Raw genomic sequence first — 1,047 nt, 5'->3', positions numbered from 1 at the left:
TTCAGATAAGGCAGTATTTTGAAGGACAAACATTACCTGAAATAGAGGAGTATGACTAAGATTTCTCTCTGTTTGTAAGGCTTCTACTAACATTTCAAAGGGTAAATCTTGATGAGCATAAGCACCTAAAGACATTTCTCTAACTCTCATCAATAATTCCTGAAAACTAGGATTTTCTGAACAGTCAGTCTGCATCACTAAAGTGTTCACAAAAAAGCCGATTAAACTCTCTATTTCACGACGGTTACGATTAGCTATAGGTGTGCCTATTAAGATGTCTGATTGTCCTGTATAACGATAAAGTAATACTCCATAAACTGCTAACAATGTCATAAACATTGTTACCCCTTGTTGCTGACTTAATTCTGTTAGCTTTTGTGTGAGTTCAAGGGATAGTTGAAACTCTTGATGTACCCCAGTAAATGTTTGGACTGCTGGACGAGGTTTATCTGTTGGTAAGGGTAAGAAAGTTGGTGCGTCTGCTAATTGTTTTTTCCAATAATTTAATTGGTTTTCTAAGACTTCTCCCTGTAGCCATTGTCTTTGCCAAAGGGTAAAATCTCCATACTGGATAGATAGGGGATTGAGCGGCGAAGATAATCCCTGAATATAGGCATTATAGAGGGCGGTTAGTTCCTGAATAAATACCCCCATTGACCAGCCATCACTGACAATGTGGTGCATACAGACTAATAAGAGATGTTCCGTTTCAGATAACACCACTAAAGTGATTCTGATTAAGGGTTCACCAGCTAAATCAAAGGGTTGAACCGCTTGATTTTGTGCTAACTCTTGGGAGGCAATTGCTTGTTCACTACCAGATAAATGCTGTAAATCCACAACCGTAACTGTCCAGGTTCGTGTTTGTATAACTTGGGTAGGGATACCATCAACGGTAATGAAGTTGGTGCGTAAAGCTTCGTGGCGATCACAAATTTCTTCTAAACTCTGGATTAAGATTTCTGAGTTCAGGTTTCCCTCTAAACGCAAGGCTAGGGGGATATTATAAAAAGAACTATTCGACTCAAATTCAGCCAAAAACCAGAG

At 39.0% G+C, this 1,047-nt stretch carries 1 protein-coding gene; it reads right to left on the bottom strand.

The window, feature by feature from the left end; genetic code table 11:
• Nucleotides 1-1,047, bottom strand: a 1,047-nt coding sequence (locus PX481_RS07410) for a condensation domain-containing protein (RefSeq protein ID WP_288094185.1), incomplete at both ends; no start/stop codon positions are given.

Source organism: Microcystis sp. M53603_WE2, from assembly GCF_030065435.1.
The sequence above is the reverse complement of the archived record's forward strand: the minus strand, read 5'-3'. Positions and strand labels throughout refer to the sequence as shown.